Source organism: Vibrio jasicida CAIM 1864 = LMG 25398 (genome assembly GCF_000400365.1).
Lineage (GTDB): Bacteria > Pseudomonadota > Gammaproteobacteria > Enterobacterales > Vibrionaceae > Vibrio > Vibrio jasicida.
In genome coordinates, this window is the sequence record NZ_BAOG01000111.1 from 41,161 (window position 1) to 54,636 (window position 13,476).

Annotated in this window: 15 protein-coding genes; 1 reads left to right on the forward strand and 14 read right to left on the reverse strand. The window is 45.4% G+C overall.

Annotated features, from left to right (window positions below; genetic code table 11):
• Positions 1-12: 12 nt before the first annotated feature.
• From ispG to trmJ, 14 genes are all read right to left on the reverse strand, one after another.
• Entirely contained in the window at positions 13-1,131 is a 1,119-nt protein-coding gene (gene ispG, locus VJL_RS23710; RefSeq protein WP_038881777.1) for a flavodoxin-dependent (E)-4-hydroxy-3-methylbut-2-enyl-diphosphate synthase, read from the reverse strand.
• Between the two features lie 5 nt (positions 1,132-1,136).
• A complete protein-coding gene (gene rodZ / locus VJL_RS23715; protein ID WP_038869593.1) occupies positions 1,137-2,093 on the reverse strand; it encodes a cytoskeleton protein RodZ in 957 nt (318 codons plus the stop codon).
• 413 nt (positions 2,094-2,506) lie between these two features.
• Positions 2,507-3,634: a dual-specificity RNA methyltransferase RlmN gene (gene rlmN, locus VJL_RS23720; RefSeq protein ID WP_038869592.1), complete on the reverse strand. Its 1,128-nt coding sequence runs from the start codon at positions 3,632-3,634 to the stop codon at positions 2,507-2,509.
• Positions 3,635-3,844: 210 nt separating this feature from the next.
• Complete coding sequence (gene ndk / locus VJL_RS23725; RefSeq protein ID WP_038869590.1) at positions 3,845-4,270, reverse strand: nucleoside-diphosphate kinase; 426 nt, start codon at positions 4,268-4,270, stop codon at positions 3,845-3,847.
• A 99-nt stretch (positions 4,271-4,369) separates the two neighbouring features.
• Positions 4,370-5,668, reverse strand: coding sequence for an aminopeptidase PepB (gene pepB, locus VJL_RS23730; protein WP_038869587.1), 1,299 nt, complete (start codon positions 5,666-5,668; stop codon positions 4,370-4,372).
• A gap of 171 nt (positions 5,669-5,839) precedes the next feature.
• Positions 5,840-6,034 carry a Fe-S cluster assembly protein IscX gene (gene iscX / locus VJL_RS23735; protein WP_038869586.1) on the reverse strand — a complete coding sequence of 65 codons (195 nt, stop codon included), beginning with the start codon at positions 6,032-6,034 and terminating at the stop codon, positions 5,840-5,842.
• Positions 6,035-6,081: 47 nt separating this feature from the next.
• Positions 6,082-6,420: an ISC system 2Fe-2S type ferredoxin gene (fdx, locus tag VJL_RS23740; RefSeq protein ID WP_005424889.1), complete on the reverse strand. Its 339-nt coding sequence runs from the start codon at positions 6,418-6,420 to the stop codon at positions 6,082-6,084.
• Between the two features lie 13 nt (positions 6,421-6,433).
• On the reverse strand, positions 6,434-8,287 hold the full coding sequence (gene hscA / locus VJL_RS23745; protein WP_038869582.1) for a Fe-S protein assembly chaperone HscA: 1,854 nt from the start codon (positions 8,285-8,287) through the stop codon (positions 6,434-6,436).
• A gap of 21 nt (positions 8,288-8,308) precedes the next feature.
• Positions 8,309-8,824, reverse strand: a complete 516-nt coding sequence (hscB, locus tag VJL_RS23750) for a co-chaperone HscB (protein ID WP_038869581.1) — start codon at positions 8,822-8,824, stop codon at positions 8,309-8,311.
• Positions 8,825-8,879: 55 nt separating this feature from the next.
• Positions 8,880-9,203: an iron-sulfur cluster assembly protein IscA gene (gene iscA / locus VJL_RS23755; protein ID WP_038869579.1), complete on the reverse strand. Its 324-nt coding sequence runs from the start codon at positions 9,201-9,203 to the stop codon at positions 8,880-8,882.
• A 74-nt stretch (positions 9,204-9,277) separates the two neighbouring features.
• Complete coding sequence (gene iscU, locus VJL_RS23760) at positions 9,278-9,661, reverse strand: Fe-S cluster assembly scaffold IscU (RefSeq protein WP_005424883.1); 384 nt, start codon at positions 9,659-9,661, stop codon at positions 9,278-9,280.
• Positions 9,662-9,698: 37 nt separating this feature from the next.
• Positions 9,699-10,913 carry an IscS subfamily cysteine desulfurase gene (locus VJL_RS23765; protein WP_038881778.1) on the reverse strand — a complete coding sequence of 405 codons (1,215 nt, stop codon included), beginning with the start codon at positions 10,911-10,913 and terminating at the stop codon, positions 9,699-9,701.
• Between the two features lie 28 nt (positions 10,914-10,941).
• Entirely contained in the window at positions 10,942-11,448 is a 507-nt protein-coding gene (gene iscR / locus VJL_RS23770; protein WP_038881779.1) for a Fe-S cluster assembly transcriptional regulator IscR, read from the reverse strand.
• A gap of 125 nt (positions 11,449-11,573) precedes the next feature.
• A complete protein-coding gene (gene trmJ, locus VJL_RS23775) occupies positions 11,574-12,293 on the reverse strand; it encodes a tRNA (cytosine(32)/uridine(32)-2'-O)-methyltransferase TrmJ (RefSeq protein WP_038869573.1) in 720 nt (239 codons plus the stop codon).
• A 232-nt stretch (positions 12,294-12,525) separates the two neighbouring features.
• Here trmJ and suhB point away from each other — a divergent pair, with 232 nt between their 5' ends.
• Entirely contained in the window at positions 12,526-13,329 is an 804-nt protein-coding gene (gene suhB / locus VJL_RS23780) for an inositol-1-monophosphatase (RefSeq protein ID WP_038869570.1), read from the forward strand.
• Positions 13,330-13,476 lie beyond the last annotated feature (147 nt).

A 13,476-nucleotide genomic window follows, 5' to 3' on the forward strand; every position in this document is an offset into this window, starting at 1 on the left:
CAAGCTATGAGATTAATCTTCTTGTTTGATATCGATGCGGTTAGCTTGGTCTAATACAGACGCTTTCGCACGGATTTTCGCTTCTAGCTGATTCACTAGATCATCGTTGTCAAAACGCTCTTTCTGACGTTTGCCGTCTTCGTAGAATGCGCTCTTCTTATTGCTGCCAGCTAGACCTAGGTGTGAAACCTCAGCTTCACCTGGACCGTTTACGACACAACCGATGATAGACACATCCATAGGTGTGATGATGTCTTCTAGACGCTCTTCCAATGCGTTAACTGTGTTAATCACGTCGAACTCCTGACGTGAACAGCTTGGACAAGCAATAAAGTTGATGCCACGTGAGCGAATACGCAGAGACTTAAGAATATCAAAGCCAACTTTGATCTCTTCTACTGGATCTGCCGCCAATGAGATACGTAACGTATCACCGATGCCTTCAGCCAAAAGCATACCAAGACCAACCGATGACTTAACAGCACCAGCTCTTGCACCACCGGCTTCGGTGATACCTAGGTGTAGTGGCTGGTCAATCTGTTTTGCCAATAGACGGTATGAATCCACCGCTAGGAACACATCTGACGCTTTCACACTGACTTTGAACTGGTCAAAGTTAAGACGGTCTAGATGATCCACGTGACGCATCGCCGACTCGACCAATGCCTCTGGCGTTGGCTCACCGTATTTCATTTGCAGATCTTTTTCCAAAGAACCACCGTTTACACCAATACGGATAGGGATGTTTTTGTCACGGGCACAATCAACAACAGAGCGAATACGCTCTTCGTTTCCGATGTTACCTGGGTTGATACGCAAACAATCAACACCGTACTCTGCCACTTTCAGGGCGATACGGTAGTCAAAGTGAATGTCCGCAACTAACGGCACAGACACTTGCTGTTTGATGAGCTTAAAAGCTTCCGCTGCATCCATAGTAGGAACAGAAACACGTACAATGTCTGCACCCACTTTTTCTAATGCTCGGATTTGTTCGACTGTAGCTTCCACATCAGTCGTGCGAGTGTTTGTCATTGACTGTACAGCAATCGGTGCACCATCACCAATTGGCACATCACCCACATAAATACGCGTCGATTTACGACGAATAATTGGAGATTCGTGTTGCATAATATTTATAACGGTAAAGTGAATCTAGCGACTTTGCCTGAAGTATACCCAGAAAGGTCGACAGGTTCACTTGCAAATGTCATGGTTACGCCTTCTGGTGCGCCTAATATCACTTTAAAAGGTGCTTTTCCGGCAAGTTCTACGTCTTGACCCGGTTTACGGGTCCCGCTTACTAGCGTTTTGCCATTCGAGTCCTTAACCTGAATCCAGCAGTCTGCTTTAAACTTCATGGTTAATAACGTCATGCCCTCTGGCACAACAGGCGTCATTGGTTCTTGAGTTGCTTGAGCATCTTCGATGACCGCAACAGGCTCTTCTGCCACAGCTTCTGTCATCGTTTCTTCAGTTGTTGCTACCGCGCTTTCTGCTTTACTTACCGTCTCGTCAGCAGATGAAACGGCTTCAGCAACTTCTACCACTGGCGCAACTTCCGCAGGCGTGCTTGCGATAAGTTCATCGGCACTCATTAGATCGATATCAGCATCGTCCGCTGTTTGTTCCGTTTCTGAACTTGATTCTGTCACAACTTGAGCAAGGCTGTTTTCTTGCTGGTTCTGCCACCACCAAGCGCCAGAGATACCAGTAATCACAATCGCAATCGCCCATGTGAGCAGCATAATTCGGCTATTGTGTTTCTCGTGTTTGGTTTTACGAGAGAAACTTTGCATCTCTGTTTCTTGTGGCTTAACGTGAACTTCAGAAGTTTGCTCTAAAGCTGCCAAAACAATCTTTTCATCAAGCCCAACAAGCTTTGCATAAGAACGTAAGTAACCACGAGTAAACGTAGTAACTTGCTGTGCTTCAAATCGATTACTTTCAATATCTTCAATAACAGAAACGCGAAGTCTTAGGCGATCAGCAACATGCTTCTGAGTCATCCCTAGAGATTCGCGTTTGTTTTTTAGTAACGTGCCAGCTTCCATAGAAAGCGGGACTTCATTGGTGTTTTCGTGTTCTGTCATAATGGCGGTATTTAATCTGTTTGGTGGCTAACACAGTTATTTATTTTCGTTTTTGTTCTTAAGCCTCACTTAAAGATAGCTAGCCTAAACGCGTTAACCAAAATAATCTTTTAGAAATTCTCAGTGTTCGGAGTATGAATGCTCGCTTGCAATGAATCAGCAAACGTAATTGAGAGAATACTGAGAATAGTCAGTGTCTTTGTTATATTTCGCTCACCATGATAAGCGAATGTATAAGGAAGACAAAAACTCTTTGCTCTCAAATTAACAGATAGCTCAAGCTTTTGTCCAAAAATTGACACAGCTAAGTAATATTTCTACTCACAACGCTGTGTCTATAAGGATACAGTGTAGATATTACAAACAAAATAGCCAGAGCATAAGGCTCTGGCTATTCAAGAATTTGTTACAACTTATACTGCTTTTACGTCGATGGTTTCTGCACCACGCGCAGCTTTTAGAGATGCTGTACGTTTGGTGCGGTCAATAACATCACCAACTAACTGCCCGCATGCGGCATCGATATCATCACCACGCGTTTTACGAACCGTTACCGTGTGTTCGTATTGCATCAATGTTTTCTGGAAACGGTCGATGCGTGAGTTACTTGGTTTTTTGTAAGGAGAACCTGGATACGGGTTAAACGGAATCAGGTTGATCTTACATGGCGTATCTTTCATGAGTTCCGCAAGTTCACGAGCGTGGTCCATATCATCATTCACATGATCAAGTAGTACGTACTCAACGGTTACTTTTCCGCGATTAGCATTCGATGAAGCGATGTAACGACGAACGGATGCAAGGAAATCTTGAATGTCCCAACGGTCGTTGATCGGCATAATTTGGCTACGCAGTTCATCATTTGGCGCGTGTAGAGAGATCGCCAATGCGACGTCAATTTTACCCGTCATCTGATCAAGACCAGAAACCACACCAGAAGTAGATACGGTGACACGACGTTTAGACAAGCCAAAGCCAAGATCATCAAGCATGATTTCAAGCGCAGGGATAAGGTTCTTCATGTTTAGAAGAGGCTCACCCATGCCCATCATTACCACGTTAGTGATTGGGCGACGACCGGTTTCTTTTTGCAAACCAACTTCGCGCGCAGCACGCCATACCTGACCAATGATTTCAGATACTTTTAGGTTACGGTTGAAACCCTGTTGAGCAGTTGAACAGAACTTACATTCCAGCGCACAACCTACCTGAGACGATACACATAATGTCGCACGATCTTCTTCTGGGATATAAACCGTTTCTACGTCCTGATCACCCACCTTCATCGCCCACTTGATTGTGCCGTCTGAAGAGTGCTGAGCTTCTGCTACCGTTGGTGCTTTGATTTCGCACTTGTGTTGCAGTTTTTCACGTAGCTTCTTGTTGATGTTCGTCATGTTATCGAAGTCATCAACACCGAAATGGTAGATCCACTTCATAACCTGATCCGCACGGAACGCTTTTTCGCCTAGCTCTTCCGCGAAAAATTGACGCATGCCTTTGCGATCAAAGTCGAGTAGATTGATTTTTTCAGTGGTCATGTTGCCTCTCAATGACTGAAACAAGAATAAGGGCGCGAATTGTACAGCCTTTATGCAGCTACAACAAGGGTTCTAAGACCCTGAGTTTGCTAAGGCATTAAAATCCTATAGATTAAATTTTAGACAATAGGTGTGATCAGTTCTCAGTCAATTTTCGATAATAAAAAGCCCCGGAAAATTCCGAGGCTCAACATTCATATTAGAACAAGATTAACGCGGGCAAATCTCTGACTCAGGGAAGAAGAATTCAATCTCACGAGCTGCAGATGTAGGGCTGTCTGAGCCATGAACAGAGTTGTAACGCATACTAAGTGCGTAGTCTGCACGGATAGTGCCACATGCCGCTTCTTCTGGATTTGTTTTCCCCATTAGCTCACGGTAACGAGCGATTGCATCTTCACCTTCCAAAACCTGAACCATGATAGGACCAGATGTCATGAACTCTTTCAGTGCAGGGAAAAAAGGTTTGCCTTCATGTTCTGCGTAAAAACCGCTCGCCTGTTCTTCTGTCAGATGAACCATTTTTGCAGCAACGATGCGTAGACCAGCTTTTTCAATGCGGTGGTAGATCTCACCAATCAGATTGCGTTCTACAGCGTCGGGCTTAACAATTGAAAACGTTCTTTCTAGAGCCATAAAGTTTCCTTTTTGTACTTGTAATAATAGTTTTATATGAGGGACTTGCGTCTCTCTTAGTTATACCAGTACAGACAAAAGTCTGCACTGGTAAAAGTCTTATTTCGTGGCTTGTTCGTTTAGGAAACGGGCAAGAGTACGAACCCCCATACCTGTCGCACCAGCAGACCATTTATCTGACGCTGACTTACGGTAGGTACCCGCGCAATCAAAATGCAACCAACCTTTCTTGTAATCTTCAACGAAGTAAGACAAGAATGCCGCGGCAGTGCTCGCACCAGGAGAGTAATCACCAGAACTGATGTTAGACAGGTCAGCAAAGTTTGATGGCAGCATGCCACGGTGGAAATCAGCAAGAGGTAGTGGCCACAGACCTTCTTTCTCTTGGTTCGCGGCCGTTAGCGCTTGATGAGAAAGCTCGTCATCAAAACTCATTAGCGCATGGTAATCATTACCTAGTGCGTTCTTCGCTGCGCCTGTCAGCGTTGCACAGTCAATGATGAGCTCTGGGGTTTGCTCACTTGCGTAAATAAGACCATCAGCAAGTACCAAGCGCCCTTCGGCGTCGGTGTTCATGATCTCAACCGTCTTACCGTTTTTGTAGGTGATGATGTCGCCAAGTTTAAGCGCACGACCAGATACCATGTTCTCAGCACAACAAAGAATCAGCTTCACACGCTTGTTCAGACCACGAAGAATAGCGAGACCAAGACCACCAGTAATCGTACCTGAACCGCCCATATCAGCCTTCATTGCCGTCATGAAGTTTGATGGCTTCAAGCTGTAACCGCCTGAGTCAAATGTAATGCCTTTACCAACTAAACATGCAAATACCGGTGCGTTTTCATCACCTGTTGGATTGTAGTCAAGTTGCAGCATTGCTGACGTTCGCTCAGAACCACGACCCACTGCGTAGATACCTTCCCAGCCTTCCGACAGTAGGTCTTTATCTTTTACGATACGAGCAGTAACTGTACCTTGAGGCGCAACAGATTTGATGAATTCCGCAGCCATGGTTGCCAGTTGACGAGGGGCAACTTCTTCTGCTGTTTTGTTGATAATGTCACGAGTAAAGTCGGTTGCAGTGATGCGAGCATGAAGCTCAGCTTGGTCTTTTTCAGACAGAGCAATCCACTCTAGTGTGCCGTGTTTTTTCGGGTTGCGGTAACCTTGGTGGAAAGCCCAAACGCTTTCAACATCCCAGTTATCACCAGCAAGTAGAATTGAACGAATTCCTTGGCCATCTAGTTGACGAGCTGCACGTTGGACTGCGCCAAGATCATGCCCTTCACCTAGGTGAATCGTTGCGCCATTTTCAGCGAAAGAAAGCAATGCTTTGTCGCCCCAATGTGGTGCCGCTGGTTCTTGGCTTAGAAATACAGACATCTGTGTAGACATGGTTTCTCCTTGTCTTATAACGGCGTTGCCTACGCCTCTTCTTTTTAATAACTAACGGATGTTAGCATTATGTAGGGTAAAAATGTCAACTTGATAAAAAAACGGACCTTGAGGTCCGCTTTTTTTAGTGAGAATTGTTAACTCTGCTGCGTTTTACCGCCGAATCGAGTATTAGTCAGCTTCATCCATCCAGCACAAGATAACGGCTTCTAGGATCTTTTCATTAGAACGGTTTGGTTCATCGTCAAACTCTTCCAATTCAGTGATCCATTGATGCAAATCCGTAAAACGTACCGTTTTAGGATCCGTATCAGGAAACTTGTCACAAAGCTCAATCGCGATGTCGCGAGAATCTGTCCATTTCATTGCTCATCTTCCTTTTGCTTCGCCCCTATATTATTGGGGAGATAGTATTAGTGATCTTCTGACGCGTGGTTCAACGTGTATTTCGGAATCTCAACAACCAAATCTTCATCAGCGACCTTCGCTTGGCAACCTAAGCGAGATTCTGGTTCCAGACCCCATGCTTTATCTAGCATATCGTCTTCTAGTTCTTCACTCTCTTCTAGTGAATCAAAACCTTCACGAATGATCACGTGGCAAGTTGTACAAGCACATGACTTTTCACATGCGTGTTCAATACCGATACCGTTTTTCAGTGCTACATCTAGAACGGTGTCACCAGTGTTTGCTTCCAACACTGCACCTTCTGGGCACAAATCTTCGTGCGGTAATACAATAATCTTAGGCATAACTACTTATCTCTTATATATCATTAACTGACTGACCAGACAGTGCAGCTCGAATTGATTTATCCATACGTCGCGACGCAAAGTCTTGGCTTGCTTTGTCGGTGTCTTTAATACCTTGTTCGATTGCTGCGACATCGTCGCCATTGCGCAACTCGATCAATGCTTCAATAACTTTAACTAATGCTTGTTTTTCTTGCTCTGACAGCAACTCATCGCCATCAGCTTGCATTGCCGCAATCAAGCCCTCAATCACTCGGTCAGCTTCAACACGTTGCTCCGCTAGAGCTCGAGCTTGCATGTCTTCTTTCGCAAACGCCATTGAATCACGTAGCATGTTCGCGACTTCATTATCACTCAGACCGTACGAAGGCTTCACCTGAATCTCAGATTGTACGCCTGTGCTTTTCTCCATCGCGGTCACGGACAATAGACCGTCAGCATCCACTTGATAAGTCACGCGAATGTGTGCTGCGCCTGCTGCCATTGGAGGAATGCCTTTCAATGAAAAACGAGCGAGTGAGCGGCAATCGTCCACCATTTCACGTTCACCTTGAACGGTGTGCACTGTCATAGCCGTTTGACCATCTTTAAATGTGGTAAATTCTTGCGCTCGTGCAACTGGGATTGTGGTGTTACGAGGAATAATTTTCTCAACCAGGCCACCCATGGTTTCAATACCAAGAGACAATGGGATGACGTCAAGCAGAAGCATTTCAGAATCAGGTTTGTTACCTGCCAAAATATCCGCTTGGATACCGGCACCGATTGCGACGACTTCGTCTGGATTGATCGTAGTAAGCGGTTTGCGACCAAAGAAGTCACCGACCATTTCGCGAACAAGTAACGTTCGTGTTGAGCCACCCACCATTACGGCTTCGAGTACATCTTCTGCATCGACATCTGCATCTTTCAATGCTCGACGACAAGACATCAGCGTTTTCTTAACCAGAGGACGAATCAAATCTTCGAACTGCTCACGAGTCACTGAGCCTTTCCAGCCAAATACATCAACATCAACGCGGTCTTGCTCAGAAAACGCAATTTTCGTCTCGGTTGCAATGTTCAGCAACGCACGGTTTTTCTCAGCAGAAAGCGGCGCTTTTAAGCCAGCTTGCTCCATCAGGTAGTCTGCTAAAAGATGGTCAAAGTCATCACCACCTAGCGCCGAGTCACCACCTGTTGCTAATACTTCAAATACGCCTTTCGACAAGCGTAAGATAGAGATATCAAACGTACCACCACCCAAGTCGTAAACCGCAATAACGCCTTCTTGGCCAGAATCTAAACCGTAAGCAATCGCAGCCGCTGTTGGCTCGTTAAGCAGACGTAGTACATGAAGACCAGCCAATTTCGCCGCGTCTTTTGTACCTGCACGTTGAGCGTCATCAAAGTAAGCAGGAACAGTAATTACCACGCCAGCTAATTCACCACCTAGCGTTTCTTCTGCACGCTTGCCAAGCGCTTTTAGAATGTCGGCAGACACTTCAATCGGGTTTTTGTCACCTTGAGCGGTTTGCAGAATTGGCAGACCGTTGTCGCTTTCTTTAAATTGGTAAGGCAAAGATGGGTAGCGAGCTTGAATGTCTTTTAATGAACGGCCGATCAGACGTTTTACCGAGATGATGGTGTTTGCTGGCTCTAACTCTGCTTTTGCTTTGGCATCGTAACCGACTGACGCTGAATCTTGCGTGTAGTTTACCACTGAAGGCAAAATGCTACGGCCTTGGTCATCTGTCAGAGTTTTTGCGTCGCCGCTTCGAACTGAGGCAACCAAAGAGTTAGTGGTACCTAAGTCGATACCCGCTGCTAACTTATGCTCATGAGGTGCCGAGCTTTGGCCCGGTTCTGCGATTTGAAGTAGTGCCATGATGGGTCCTTGTCACGCTAACTAGCCGAGGAGTTTGTCTTCAACCAGTTCAATTTCGTTCTTTAGTTTGGCAATAAATTTGAGTTTTCGAACTCGGTCTGCGGCTTCTGGCCAAAGACTATTATCAAGTTCTTTCTCTACACTCGCCAAATGCTGTTTGTACATTTTGCTGACCTTAGAGTCGAAGTCAAAAAGCGCTGATTCCGGATCAGAGCTGTCAGCAATTTCTTCCAATTCTTCACGCAATTCCATTTGTTCCATCAAGAACATTGGGTCTTGCATAGTTTGTTGTTCGCCACGGATTTCGATGCCCTTTTCAGCCAAGAGATATTCCGCACGTGAAATAGGCTGCTTTAGAATTTGATAAGCATCGTTAATTTGCGCTGCTTTTTGTACCGCCATCAAGCGATCACGCTCAGAAGCAGTAGCAAAGTTATCTGGGTGGAAGCGTTTTTGTAGTTCTCGGAACTGAGAAGAAAGAAGGCTACCATCCAGCTTAAACTGACTTGGTAGCCCAAATAATTCAAAGTGATTCATTAAGATCGGGTCCTAGTAAAGCCTTCTGGACTCGGTCGCCCAGAAGGACGAACAATTAGACGTTGAAGCTTTCACCACAACCACATTCACTTTTTGCATTCGGGTTGTTGAATTCAAAGCCTTCATTCAACCCTTCCTTCACGTAATCTAACTCGGTACCGTCTAAGTACACCAAGCTCTTCTGATCGATGATGATTTTCACACCTGAAAGGTCAAATACTTCATCTTCTTCGTTAAGATCATCGACGAACTCAAGTACGTAAGCCATGCCGGAACAGCCTGTCGTCTTCACTCCAAGACGCAAACCGACACCTTTGCCTCGGTTGTCTAGGAATGCTTTTACGCGACTTGCCGCTGTTTCTGTCATTGTGATGGCCATACTGCACCTTAAGTTTATCTAAATTACGTTTTGGAATGGGAGCGTTTTAAGGGCTCCCATTATATACGGAATACTTATTCCTGGTGTTTTTTCTTATAGTCAGCAACTGCTGCTTTGATTGCATCTTCCGCTAGGATTGAGCAGTGAACTTTCACTGGTGGAAGCTCTAGCTCTTCTGCAATCTCAGAGTTTTTGATAGATGCCGCTTCGTCGATAGACTTGCCTTTTACCCACTCAGTTACGAGTGAGCTTGAAGCGATTGCACTACCACAACCGTATGTTTTGAATTTCGCGTCTTCAATGATGCCTTCTGGCGTCACTTTGATTTGAAGTTTCATTACGTCACCACAAGCTGGTGCGCCAACCATGCCGCTGCCTACTGATGGGTCTTCTTTATCGAAAGAACCAACGTTACGTGGGTTCTCATAGTGATCAATTACTTTTTCGCTGTATGCCATGATAAATTACCTCGAATCCTCTATTCAGTCCGTGAGATTAATGATGAGCCCATTCAACAGTGCTCAGATCAACCCCTTCCTTGTACATATCCCATAGAGGAGACATGTCGCGTAGCTTAGTCACTGCAACGCGGATTTGTTCAATTGCGTAATCAATTTCTGCTTCAGTCGTGAAACGACCAAATGAGAAACGTACTGAGCTATGCGCCAATTCGTCGTCTAGACCAAGAGCACGAAGAACATAAGATGGCTCTAGGCTCGCTGATGTACAAGCACTACCAGAAGAGACTGCTAGGTCTTTTAGTGACATCAGTAGAGATTCGCCTTCTACGAATGCAAAGCTCACGTTTAGGTTGTGTGGAACACGCTGTTCTAGATCACCATTCACCGTTACTGCTTCTAGATCTTTAACGCCATCTAGAAGACGGTTACGAAGTGCTAATGCGTGATCGTAATCTTTTTGCATGTCTTCTTTTGCTACGCGGAATGCTTCACCCATACCTACGATCTGGTGAGTTGGAAGTGTACCCGAGCGGAAACCACGCTCATGACCGCCACCGTGCATTTGCGCCTCAAGACGGATTCGAGGTTTGCGACGTACGTAAAGTGCGCCGATACCTTTAGGACCGTAAGCTTTGTGCGCAGACAGTGAAACAAGGTCAACTTTCATTTCTTGAACGTCGATTGACAACTTGCCTGCCGACTGTGCAGCATCCACATGGAACACAATCTTACGTTCACGACATAATTCGCCGATTGCGGTGATGTCTTGGATAACACCAATCTCGTTGTTAACGTGCATGATTGAAACCAAAACAGTATCTTCACGCATTGCTGCTTGCAGCTTGCCTAAATCAACTAGGCCGTTTGCTTCTGGCTCTAGGTAAGTCACTTCAAAGCCTTCGCGCTCTAATTGACGACATGGGTCAAGAACGGCTTTGTGCTCTGTTTTACAAGTGATTACGTGTTTACCCTTCTTAGAGTAAAAGTGAGCAGCACCTTTGATTGCAAGGTTGTCTGACTCGGTCGCACCTGATGTAAATACGATTTCGCGTGGATCTGCATTTAGAAGGTCAGCAATTTGCTCACGAGCAGTATCTACAGCTTCTTCTGCCTGCCAGCCGTAACGGTGCGAACGCGAAGCTGGGTTGCCAAATGTGCCATCCATTGTCATGTACTGAACCATTTTTTCAGCAACACGAGGATCGACTGGACATGTAGCGGAATAATCAAGATAAATCGGCAGTTTCATTCTCTACTCCAATGTAAAATGCTGACCGCTAAGAGCGGACGTTTACACCGATGGGCGCGGTGGTTGTATTTTTGTTTGATAACCCATGAGTGACCACAAGATCAATGTCCTGACGATCAGAAATTTCTAAGACTTCATTATCTGTCATTAACTCACCGAGCGTAATGTTATTTAAGAAGTCACTAATGCGAGAGCTTAGGTCACGCCACAAAGTGTGGGTTAAGCAACGAGTGCCACCTTGGCAGTCGCCTTTGCCTTGGCATTTGGTTGCGTCAACTGACTCATCAACCGCTGCGATAACAGTGCCAATAGCAATGCTGTGAGCGTCAGTACCCAGTCGGTAACCACCGCCAGGACCACGAACGCTGGCAACAAGACCGGCTTTGCGCAATTTTGAAAAAAGCTGCTCTAAGTATGAGAGCGAGATACCCTGACGCTCTGAGATATCAGCTAGAGGTACTGGGTTTTGTTGCGAGTGCAGTGCCACATCCAGCATGGCCGTCACCGCATATCTTCCTTTAGATGTAAGTTTCATACCACACCGTATCCACATCGTTTGTAATGATTAGGATTTTTCCATACCCGACTAAAATGGTCAAGTATTTATTTGACTAAAATAGTCAGGTATTCATCCTTACACCTAAAGTGGTTATTCTTTGTTCAGAGCTTCTTTTCAATCGCCGTCAAAACACCACGCAAGATATTAAGCTCTTGAGCCTCTGGTCGAGCTCGTGAATACAAACGACGAAGCTTGTTCATCACCTGACCAGGCTGATCTTTGCTAATAAATTGGGTCTCCACCATTACTTTTTCAAGGTGTTCGAAGAACATTTCTAATTCTTTATGGCGAGGGTACTCTTCAGGCTCACTTGGCGTGTACTGGCTTTGTTCTAGGTTGAGGTGTGCAACACGCACTTCATAGCTCAGCGTCTGTACAGCCATTGCTAGGTTGAGCGAGCTGTATTCAGGGTTAGCTGGAATGCAAACATGGTAGTGACACTTCTGCAATTCTTCATTAGTGAGGCCTGTTCTTTCTCGGCCAAATACCAATGCAACAGGGTGCTTTTGGCCTTCGACGGCAAACTTTTCACCACATTCACGTGGTTCAAGCATTGGCCATTCTAAAGTGCGTGAACGTGCACTAGAACCAACCACTAGGCCACAATCTTCAATGGCATCTTCTAGTGTTTTTACTACCTTGGCATTTTGTGCAATATCACCTGCCCCTGCCGCTAGTGCTAGGGTTTGGTCGTCGACCTCACATTGCGGATCAACCAATACAAGCTGGCTTAAACCCATGACTTTCATTGCTCGAGCTGCCGAGCCAATGTTGCCTGAATGAGAAGTTCCGACGAGTACGACTTTTACTTGATCCAACATCTGTGATTACTACCTAAATTAAAACCGAAGGATATTACCATAATTTTTTAACACACCCTAGGGTGAAGCAGGTTTCTATTCGCATTCTCATCAATTGTTTTTCAGCTTTAAGGTAGGGCTAATTAGTGCGGCTTTTACATGCGACCAAAAAATAACCACTTCCCTTTTCTCTGCACTCTGGTATACTCGCCGCCGCTTTAAATTGTTCTTTAACATCCGTTGGGAAATTCGTATGCATCCAATGCTAAACATTGCTATTCGCGCTGCGCGAAAAGCAGGCAATCATATTGCTAAATCATTAGAAAACACAGATAAAGTTGAGTCTACGCTAAAAGGCACTAATGACTTTGTTACTAACGTAGACAAAGAAGCAGAAGCTATCATCATTGATACTATCAAGCACTCTTACCCAGAGCACTGTATCGTTGCTGAAGAAGCTGGTCTTATCGAAGGTAAAGATAAAGACGTACAATGGATCATCGACCCACTGGATGGCACCAATAACTTTGTAAAAGGTTACCCAACGTTCGCAGTATCTATCGCAGTTCGCTTCAAAGGTAAAACTGAAGTGGCTTGTGTATACGATCCAATGCAAAACGAGCTATTCACTGCACAACGTGGTGCTGGCGCTCAACTAAACAACGCTCGTATTCGTGTAGCTCAACTGAAAGACCTTCAAGGTACTGTTCTAGCAACTGGTTTCCCATTCAAACAGAAGCAACACGCTGAGTCTTACATCAAAATCGTAGGTTCTCTATTCACTGAATGTGCTGACTTCCGTCGTAGCGGCTCTGCTGCTCTTGACCTATGTTACGTGGCTGCAGGCCGTGTTGATGGTTACTTCGAACTAGGTCTAAAACCTTGGGATATGGCAGCTGGTGAGCTTATCGCTCGTGAAGCTGGTGCAATCCTAACTGACTTTGCTGGCGGCACTGAGTACATGAAGTCAGGCAACATCGTTGCTTCTAGCGCTCGTGGCGTTAAATCAATGCTTAAACACATCCGTGAAAACGGCAACAGCGCGATCCTTAAGTAAGATTCTGAAGTCATACTAAGCCCGTCACGCTGATGACTTTTGAATAGCCCCGCTCATTGAGCGGGGCTAATTATATGGTCCGCCTCACTCTCAAGCCCTACGCTTAGAGTAGGCTCTCAGAACGAGGTGAACCATATGTCTACCATT

What these genes read in the sequence shown, in the direction of transcription:
- hscA (WP_038869582.1), bottom strand. Translation starts at nt 8,287, where the DNA reads ATGGCACTACTTCAAATCGCAGAACCGGGCCAAAGCTCGGCACCTCAT.
- iscU (WP_005424883.1), bottom strand. Translation starts at nt 9,661, where the DNA reads ATGGCATACAGCGAAAAAGTAATTGATCACTATGAGAACCCACGTAAC.
- trmJ (WP_038869573.1), bottom strand. Translation starts at nt 12,293, where the DNA reads ATGTTGGATCAAGTAAAAGTCGTACTCGTCGGAACTTCTCATTCAGGC.
- hscB (WP_038869581.1), bottom strand. Translation starts at nt 8,824, where the DNA reads ATGAATCACTTTGAATTATTTGGGCTACCAAGTCAGTTTAAGCTGGAT.
- pepB (WP_038869587.1), bottom strand. Translation starts at nt 5,668, where the DNA reads ATGTCTACACAGATGTCTGTATTTCTAAGCCAAGAACCAGCGGCACCA.
- iscX (WP_038869586.1), bottom strand. Translation starts at nt 6,034, where the DNA reads ATGAAATGGACAGATTCTCGCGACATCGCGATTGAGCTTTGTGACAAG.
- iscA (WP_038869579.1), bottom strand. Translation starts at nt 9,203, where the DNA reads ATGGCCATCACAATGACAGAAACAGCGGCAAGTCGCGTAAAAGCATTC.
- VJL_RS23765 (WP_038881778.1), bottom strand. Translation starts at nt 10,913, where the DNA reads ATGAAACTGCCGATTTATCTTGATTATTCCGCTACATGTCCAGTCGAT.
- rodZ (WP_038869593.1), bottom strand. Translation starts at nt 2,093, where the DNA reads ATGACAGAACACGAAAACACCAATGAAGTCCCGCTTTCTATGGAAGCT.
- ispG (WP_038881777.1), bottom strand. Translation starts at nt 1,131, where the DNA reads ATGCAACACGAATCTCCAATTATTCGTCGTAAATCGACGCGTATTTAT.
- suhB (WP_038869570.1), top strand. Translation starts at nt 12,526, where the DNA reads ATGCATCCAATGCTAAACATTGCTATTCGCGCTGCGCGAAAAGCAGGC.
- iscR (WP_038881779.1), bottom strand. Translation starts at nt 11,448, where the DNA reads ATGAAACTTACATCTAAAGGAAGATATGCGGTGACGGCCATGCTGGAT.
- ndk (WP_038869590.1), bottom strand. Translation starts at nt 4,270, where the DNA reads ATGGCTCTAGAAAGAACGTTTTCAATTGTTAAGCCCGACGCTGTAGAA.
- rlmN (WP_038869592.1), bottom strand. Translation starts at nt 3,634, where the DNA reads ATGACCACTGAAAAAATCAATCTACTCGACTTTGATCGCAAAGGCATG.
- fdx (WP_005424889.1), bottom strand. Translation starts at nt 6,420, where the DNA reads ATGCCTAAGATTATTGTATTACCGCACGAAGATTTGTGCCCAGAAGGT.